The sequence below is a fragment of the Streptomyces sp. H27-D2 genome, from assembly GCF_035828615.1.
Taxonomy (GTDB): Bacteria; Actinomycetota; Actinomycetes; order Streptomycetales; family Streptomycetaceae; genus Streptomyces.
The window spans coordinates 2,481-11,477 of sequence record NZ_JAYMZR010000152.1 but is presented as its reverse complement, the minus strand read 5'-3'; the positions used below and the strand labels follow the sequence as shown (position 1 = coordinate 11,477).

The following is an 8,997-nucleotide window of genomic DNA, read 5'->3' as shown; positions in this document are numbered from 1 at the left end:
GAAACGCACGCGTGAGCACTCCCAGAGCGATGCGATCCGAAAACCGATCACCCTGAACTTCCTTCAACTGACCGGGCCTTGGCACACCAACTCAACGAGCCAGCACCAGCAAAGTCACCGGTATTGCCTTTAGGCCCGGGGTTCCTCGCAAGATCATGCTGAACGGGCAAGCCGGCGCGGCGGCCCGGCCGCGTGCGTACGGGTGCGCACGCGGCCCCTCGGTCCCGTCGGTCCCGGGGATCGGCTCCCGGATTCGTGCCCTCGGTCAGCCGGTGCAGTTCAGCTTGACGCCCGAGGCCGCGTGGTGGGCGTAGGTCGTCCGGCTGCTGTTCCAGTCGTAGCCGCGGTCGTGCAACTGCACCGACAGCTTCTGGTATCGCACCGGGAAGGTGCCGGAGACGTCGTACCAACTGCCCCGGTGGTCCACCTGCCGGATGGAGAACGAGCCGATGCGGTTGTTGCTCTTGGGCATGAAGTGGTCGTACACGGTGTAGTACGTGGGGTCGCCGCCCACCTTGAGGACGTCGCCGCTGCCGGGGACATACACCGAGACGCGGCAGTTCTTGGCATCCGCCGGTGTGTCGAACAGCCAGTTCACGGTGTTCTCCGTGTCCTCGGAGGAGCCGGACATCGGCACTGAGACGTAGTGTCCGTCGCAACCGGCGCCGCTGTAGCCCCCGGTCGAGGTGGACCAGCCCTTCTTGCCGTCGCTGTAGTAACCGTTCTTCTGGACGCGCTGGTTGGAGCAGTTCGGGCCGGCGACGGCGCTGAAGACGGTGCTCGACGCGCGCTTGGCGGAGTCGCCGCTGTCCTTCTCGTCGTCGCCGCTCTCCGAGGAGCCTTCGCCGGAGCTGTCCTTCGCCCCGTCCGCCGGCTTCTTCCCGCTCTTGTCGGACGAGCCCTTGCCGTCGGCGTCCTTGCCCCCGTCGCCGTCCGCCTCGCCGTGCCGGTTGCCGTCGGGTCGGGCGGCGCTGCCCTCGCCGCGCTGTCCGCCCCCCTTCCGGTCCGCCGAGCCGTCGCCTGCGCGCTGGGCGACGTCGGGATGGTCGGGATCGGTGCCGGGCACATAGCCCTCAGCGGCGTTCCCCGCTTTCCACGCGGCGGCCTCCTGCTTCCGCACGGGTGCTTCCTCGTCGGTCTGCATGCCCGCGACGACGAACGGGGTGGCGAGCAGCAGCGCTCCGGCGAAGGCCGCCGCTGCGACCATGGGCCGCGAGATGCGCCCGGGGCGCTCCGGCGAGTCACCGGCCGGTTCGGACGGCCCGTCACCGGGCGGGGCGGCGGACGCGACGGCGGCGGCGGCGGACGCAGAGGTGGAGGGGGTGGCGGACGCAGTGGCGGAGGCCGCGGGGGTCTCAGCGTCCGGGTCCGCGCCGGTGGGGGCCGTCGTTGCTGCGGCGGGCTCGGCGGTGGCTGCCTTCGCGGTGGCTGCCTTCGCGGTGCCCGCCTGGGCGGTGCTGGTCTGCGCGCTGCTTGTCCGTGCGGTGTCGGGCTCGGCGGCGGTGTCAGGAGTGCTCGCGGTCTCGGGGGCCGCCGCCGTGGCGACGCCCACACCGACGGCGGACTGAGCGGACGCACCGGCGGTCCGGCCGACCGAGGCGCCGGCCGCCTGCACGGTCTGCGGCCCGGCGGGCTCGGCGGGCTCTGCGGACGGGGAGGGTTCGGCGGGCTCCGAGGGCTCGGTGGACCGGGTCGACGCGCCGGACTCCGCTGGAGCAGCCGTCGGCGTGCCGGGCTCCTCCGGCGCACTCGGCTCCGTACCGCCCTCTCCGCCGTCACCTGCTGTGGCGCGCCGGGGCGGGGCGCCTATGACGCCTTCCACGACTTCCGCTTCATCGCCTGCGGCCGGGGTTCCCGCGGTGGGCTCGCCCGGTCCGGCGGGTCCGGCGGGTCCGGCGGGTCCGTCAGCCCCGTCGGCGCCGCCCTGTCGCGCGGACCGGTTCTGGTTCTGTCCCATCGGTTGCCTCCTCGATTCGTCCGCTGCTCCCTCAGGAGGCGGCATTGAGACCTGTGGTGTGCATGCCGATCGCGTCATGGGCTCGGTTGCGGACCCGTCAGCCGTCCGGTGTGTGCCGAGGACCTGCGACGCCGTCCCGCGCAGCGGTGGCGGCCCCGGTCGCGGAGATCACGTAACCGTATCTGGTGGGCCATCTTCCGCTTACCGCAGCGCTGTTGTGGAAGAAGACGGGCGCTGGCAGCGGGACAGCCGTAGCGGGTACGGCGGTCGCGGGCGGAGTGGCGCCGGCGGGCTGCGCCTTGGCCGCAGCGGCGGCCTTCGCCGCTTCGAGGGCCTGGTGGGCGGCTTGGGCCTCATCCCGCGCCGCGGCGCGGCGGAGCGCTTGTTCCGCGGCGTGCGCCGTTGCCGTCTGCTCGATTTCCGTCGCGATCTGCTGCGTGGCCACGTCACGGCCCCGCTGGTGCATCGCGTGCCAGGGGCCGGGACCGAACAGGACCGCGCCCGGGGCGGCCGGGCCGATCGTCGTGTGCCGCATCGCGCCGTGCACGCCGTTTTGGCTGTCCTGGATGAAGGTGATGATCTCCGGAGTTCCGTCCGCCCCGAGCCTTCCGGTCGCGATGCCCGCCGCTCCAGCCTGTGGGTTGACCACGACATGGCCCGCCGCCGGATGCCGGACGCGAGCGTCGCCGGTCCACTCGTACACCGCATCCGGGAGCAAGCGCTCCTTCAGGCCCATCGCCGTGAAGTTGCCGATCTCCTTCGCGGCCTCGACGAACCACTCCCCCTGCAGTGCCCCGGCGTGACCGGCCGCCAGCAGAAGGGCTTCCCAGCCGGTGACCGCGGTCGAGGGGGCGAGCGGGGGCGGCGCGGTCGCCCGCGGTCCGCCGAGCCAGCCCAGGAAGTCTCCGACCCGCGGCTGCGCCGGGTCCAGCCAGGTCATTCGCAGGACTTGGGCCGCGCCCGTTTCCATGGCCGCGAGGGCCGTGAGGCCGAGGGCACGGGACGGCTCGGCGAAAGTGCCCGCGAGGTACTGGTGGGTGAGACCGAGCGCCGTGAGCGGGCCGGTCGAGCTGAGCGGCGGGCCGAGCGCGGGGGCGCGAGCGGTGTCCTGGACGCCCGCCGCGTGCATCGCGCTCAGCGCGTACGCCACGTGCTCCGGAGGGTTGGCCTTGCCGGCGCCCAACTCCAGGCTCCTCGGCAGCCCGGCGGCGTCCAGCACCGCCGGGGCCAACGGGAGGGACCGAGCCTTGCCGGCCAGCCCGGACAGCTCGGTGACCAGCTCCTGGAAGCGGGCGGCGGGCGTGACCGCCGTGCTCGGGCCGCTCGCCGCCGGCGGTACGGGATGTTGAGCAGCGGGCTGGTGGGCAGCGGGCTGTTGAGCGGCGGACTGCTGGGCGGCGGGCTGGTACCAGGTCGTGATCCGCTCGGCCAGGGACGTTTTGACGGCCTGGTCCAGGGGAGCGACCGTGTCGATGCGCGCGAGCAGGTCGAGGAGGTCTCCGGCCGTGTGGCCGCCCGCACCGGCAGTCGCGGGGCCCGCCGACAGCAGGGGCCCGGAGGCGAGCGGCAAGTCCCCGGGGGCCGCCAGCGCCTGCTCGTACTTCTCCAGGTGCGCCGCGTGCTCGTCGGGGAAGAGTCCCTCGACCCCGGCCGCCGCCCGCAGCTCCGCCTCCTTGATCGCGTCCAGCGACCGGTAGCGCCCAGCAGAGTCGTCGTAGCCGAGTCCGTACTTGCCCGCGTGCTCCGCGTCGAAACGGACGGCTGTGGACATCACCTCGTGGAAGCTGCTGTGCCCGGCCTGGACCAGCGCGCCGAGGACACCTCGACGTATCAGGTGCATGTCCACCGGCAGTTTCGCCTCGACGAACACCAGATGGGCGAGTTGCAGCAGTGCGTACGCGCGGATGGAGTAGCCGGTGGGCGCGTAGCCGCCGTTGGCGCGCAGTGTTACCGCGGACGGGGACGCGGAACCCAGTTGGTAGAGGCCGCGGTCCGGGATCCAGCCGAGTCCGCCGGGGGCGTCCTTCAGGATGGAGATCGCACGTTCGCGCGCGCTGAGCACCGGCAGGACGTCGCCGGGGGCGATGTCCGTGCGGATCGGGACCGTGGAGATCTCCGCGGGCTCCGTGTACTGCGCGTCACGAGCGGCGACGGCTGCCGGGCGCTCGACGATCCACTGGGCTTTCTCGGCCAGCAGCTCCGCGGGAATCCGGGGCAGCGCCAGAATGCCGTTCGAGAGGCCCTGGTGGATCAGGGTGGTCAGTTCGCGCACATTCCCGTGCTCGACGACGTCCCGCAACACCTCGACCTTGTTGCCGACAGCTCCCGCTTCGCGGGCGTCCGCGATACCGAAGCCGGCCCGCTGCGCCTCGGCCACCCCGTCCCACAGATGCTTCGCGAGGGTCCGGAACTGCGTCAGAACCGCGTTGTCGGCCAGCAGAGCGGTCGCGAGTTTCTGCTCGAACCGCTCTTCGTAGGGCCGTTGCAGGCTGTCCTCGCCGGGCGGCGCCGCGGGCAGCGGCCGCTGCTCAGCGGCTTGCGGGTGAGCCGGGTCGTAGGTCTCCCATCGGCCGTAGCGCCCGGACACTTCCTCTCTGGCCGTGGTGAGCGAGGTCTGCCGGTCCCCGCCGGCCGTCTCGTAGTCCCCCGGGCCGAACCCGGCCTTCGTCGTGGGCGCGTGGGTGAGGACACCGGTTGCCGCGCCGACGTGCCGCAGCACCCCGGCGGCCGTCCAGGAGGGCAGCCCCGTCTCGCACGACAGCAGGACGATCCGATTCGGCTTGGCCGAGAACTCCTGGATGTAGTGGTTGACCCGGGTGCGCGCATAGCGGCCGAACTCCGCGCCGCTCACCGGGAAGTGCTCGCGCTCCTGGGTTCCGTACGCCTCGACTCCGTGCGGATGGCCGTGCAGGGCGATCCACAGCGGCGGAGTCGTCTCGGACGAGGGCGCCGGCCACGGGACCGCCGAGGCGGACATCGTGTGGTCCCGGCGGAAGGGCTTCATGTGGTGGTGCTGATAGGTCGACACGTCGGGGTCGAGGGCGGCGGCGTACTTCTTGAAGTCCCGCACTTCGACGTCCGAGTTCCCGAGCCAGATGGGATGCCGCGCGTTCAGTGTCCTGGCCTGTTCCATGCGGACTGTGCTCCACGGCATCAGGCGGCCGTTCGTCGGGTGCTGGAAGTAGCGACCGGCGCGGATCTCGGCGCTCTGTGCCGCGTCGGGCCGCCGAAACCGCCAACTCCCGCTGAACGAGGTCTTGTCCGGCTTGACGGCGCTTCCCTGGACGCCTGCGGCGGGCTGTTGGACGACCGTGCCGGAGCCAGCTGTGGGTGCGGCTGCGGCTGCTGTGGGTGCGGCTGCTTTCGGGAACTCGATGACGCGCTGGACCGCCGAGTCCGTGGCCATGACAGGGCCGCCGTAGGAGCGGGCGAGCCGTTCCATGAAGTCGAACTTGGCTCCGGTCAGAGATGCCATGCCGTCCGCGACCAGGACGAGTGGAGCGATTCGCTGCGGAAGACTCGTGGGCGCCTGGGCTGTCGCGGGCAGGGTTGTCGCAGGCGAGGCTGTCACAGGCGGAGCTGTCTGTGGCTGGGCGTTCTGTGCCGCCTGGTTTCGCCAACTGAGGAATTGGCCCAGTTGGTCGGCGTTGACCTCGACGGTGCTCTGGTCCTTGAGACGCAGCAATACGCCGTCCTGGCCGGCGGCCACTTCGAAATAGACGGGGTCCGGCAGCCCGGCTTCGGGTACGTAGGCGAAGGCGTGGGGCGGCGCTGACAGCGCGGCGTAGAAATCGGTCAGCCCGGGGAGCTTGTCGGGGGGCAGCGAAGCCTGAAAGCGCCGTCCGGCTGCCCCTGCCTCGTGGATCTCGACCTCGGCGAAGTCGATATGACGCCCGTCCACGCGCAGAGCGGTGATGGGGGGCGCGGGCAGGTCCGGGAGTGGCGCGGGCTTCACGGCGGCCGTGGCCGGCTCCGCCAGCGTCATCACGATGTCCTCGTCGGGCAGCCTCATCGGGGCTCGGGCAGCTCGGGCGACTCGGGCAGCTTGGGAGGCGCCGCCCGATCTCCCCGAGAAGGTGGACGACTGCTGCGGCTCCTGCGGCGGCGTTGTGCGGGTGAGCATGCTGAGGACGTGGTCCGAGAGCGAGGGCTGCGGTGTCGGCTCCGGGTCCGCCGGGTGCGGCTCAACCGGTTTCGGCCCCGACGCGTCCAGCTCCGCCGACTCCGGCACCGTCGGTTTCGGCTCCGACGGCTGCGAGGTCGCGGTCGGCTCGTAGGCGGTGGCCCAGTAGCCGCGCTGCTGCGAGGCGGGGTCCGCCAGCAGGGCGAGGACGCCGGTCGGGCCGCCGCCCCCGTCCGTCGGCGGGGTGGCATGTCCGACGACGCCGCTGGGCGCGTACCAGCGTCGGCCCGGCCCGGCGTGTGCCGCGTCCGCGATGAGGCTGCCGCCGGCCGGTCGTGCGCCGCCGGTGTGGCAGGCGACCAGGACGACCGGCGCCGGGTCCGCCGCCGTCGGCGTGAGCGTGTCCAGGAACGCGGCGAACTGGGCTCCGTCGATCTCGACGGGCGCGTTCTCACCCTCCGCGTGCAGCAGCAGGCCGCGTTCGGTGCCGTGGGCGTCGAAGAAGTAGGGACGGGGGGATGTGGTGTCGGCCGGCTGACGCGTGATGTGCCAGGGGGACGTCTCGGTGGCCGGCCCGTGTGCGCTGTCGGGGATCTCCCGGCCCTCCGGGCCCCGGTAGTGCGCGTAGGTCTCCTCGTCCCGGCGGAAGCCGGCGTAGAACCGCTCGCGGGGCGCCCATGCCTCGGCGCTGTGCGAGGCATGGCCGGTGAATTGCCCGTCGGCGTCCTTGATCTCGTGCAGCCTGGCGCGCACGTTGGTGTAGGTGACCTGTCGGCCGTCGGTGCCGGTGAACACTCCGTCAGTCGTCGATCGCTGACGCTCGGGTGTCAGCTGCCGTGCGGTCGGATCCTGTCGCCCCAACTGCTCCTGTCGCCCCGGCTGCTCCGGCGGGCGGACGGGGGCCCGCTCGGGCCTGACCGCCGTGTGCTCGCCGGTCGCGAGGGCCGTTTCAGGGTGCTGGTCACGGAGGTTGCCGAGGAACCTCCGCCCCTGCTCGGACGGCTCGCTCCCCCAGGTGGTGAGCCGCCGCCGGAGACCGCGCAGGCTGCGGGCGAGCGTGCCGAGGTCGCCGCCGTGACCGGAGTCGAGCGGCGGAGCCGTGGACCGGCGGGCCGTCGAGCCCTCCCCCGTGTCACGGGCGGCGTGCAGACCCTCGGCCTCCTGGTTGCCGCTCTCCTCGGTCACCCATCCCAGACCGATCCAACGCTCCAACTCGGCGGGGTCCACTGCGGGCTTGAGCGCGTTTCCGCGGAGCGCGGTGAGCGGCTTGTAGAACTGCTCCAACTGCCGGTCGACGAAGTTGGGGCCGGTCACCTCGGCGGGCTGGTTCTCCTTGATCCGGGCCTCCAGGAGACCCCGCGCCAGCCGGTCCTTCGTGTGGACATCCGGGAGCGCGTCGAGCAACTGCCGCAGGAACGGCGACTTCGGCGGCGCGACGATGAACGCGTTGTTGAACAGCTTCCGCGTGTACTGGTGACGGGCCGCCTGCTCGATCTCCGCCGCGTCGGGCGCCCCGGTGTGGGGCCGCGACTCGCCGAGAACGGAGATCAGGTGCTGGGCGTCCCGCAGTTGCGGGGCGAACATCGGCAGCGCGTCACGCCCGTTGGGCATCGTCAGGGCCTGCCGGGGAAGCCGTACCGATCCGGGGCTGAGATCCACGTCGAGGTACACGCCCCCGTGCCGGTGCAGGATGGCGTAGCGGGCTACGTCCGAGGCCATCGCGTACCGCCGCCGTGCGCTCGCCACCTCGTACAGCGCTCGCGCCTTGGCCAGCGCGCCCGGCTTGCCGATCGGCAGGTTCCACTTCTTGCCGAGCAGGGCCGAGATCGGCCGGGTGGAGACGTGCGGGCCGAGCGTCGGGTCGTGCAGGAACTCGTGGTTCGCCCTGGCCGCGCCCGCGTCGGTCCAGACCGCGAGATTCCAGCCGGACTCGGCCGCTTCGGCCGCCCAACGGCGGATGTTGGCGCGCGCGGCCGGGGCCATCTCGCCGCCCACCCACACGAAGTGCAGTGACTGAGGCACCGTCTCACGCGGCCCGCTGCCGCTGCCGAGGACAGGCGTGTCGGTGCCCTGCTCCGGTACGGCCCGCTCCGGGACGGCCTGGAGCGGGTCCGCCGTAGCGGGTGCCTGGGTGGCGTGCGAGACCGTGCTGTCCGCAGGGCCGTTCGGCAGGATCGAGGCGGACGGGGGCGCGCCGGCCGCCTCGGGCGTACGGACGGCTGTGCTCGACCCGGCCGACTCGGTCGTGCGGGCGGCTGGGCTCGCTTCGGCCGCCTCGGCCGTCCTGGCGGCCGTGCTCGACCCGGCAGACTCGGCCGCACTGCTGGGGGCTTCGTCCGTCCCCGGCCGTTGCCGCCCGGTTCCGTCCCCGGGCGCCGGCAGCGCCGCCCGGTACAGATCGTCCTGGAGGTGCAGCACGATCTCCGGGCGCCGCTGCTCGCGCGACGGCCCGGCCGTGTCCACCGGCCGGTTCCCGGACTGTTCGGGCTGCCGGGCGTGCGGGGCGAAGCGCTGGTGGCCGAGGTCCGCGCGGACCACGACGACGGGCACGTCGAGGACCCGGGCGGCGAGCAGAGCCAGCAGGTCGCCGCCGCCGTGGTTCCACCCGGTGTTCTTGCGGTCGCCGATGCGCCCGTCACCGGGCCGCCGCAGGGCCAGGCGTGCGAGATCCAGGCTCTGGGCGGGGGTCAGCCTGCGGGCGACGGACGACGGCAGCCGGTTCCAGGCGGTGTGCTCCGCGCGTTCGACGGCGGTCAGCCGGATGTCGGCGGCGGCCAACTCCTCGGTGGTGAAGCGCTCTTCGGGGTCGGGGGCGAGGAAGGCGGCCAACTCGTCGCGGTCCGCGTTGAGCCGGTCGGCCATCCGGGACTTGAGCGCTTCGACCGCGTTCGGGGCGCTGACCCGGTCGAGTCCGTGA

General features: G+C 72.7%; 2 protein-coding genes. Both read right to left on the bottom strand.

Annotation, left to right across the window (positions count from 1 at the left end; all coding sequences use genetic code 11):
• Positions 1-265 precede the first annotated feature (265 nt).
• On the bottom strand, positions 266-1,957 hold the full coding sequence (locus QMK28_RS32445; protein WP_326443280.1) for a hypothetical protein: 1,692 nt from the start codon (positions 1,955-1,957) through the stop codon (positions 266-268).
• 97 nt (positions 1,958-2,054) lie between these two features.
• A complete protein-coding gene (locus tag QMK28_RS32440; protein WP_326443279.1) occupies positions 2,055-8,942 on the bottom strand; it encodes a glycosyltransferase in 6,888 nt (2,295 codons plus the stop codon).
• Positions 8,943-8,997 lie beyond the last annotated feature (55 nt).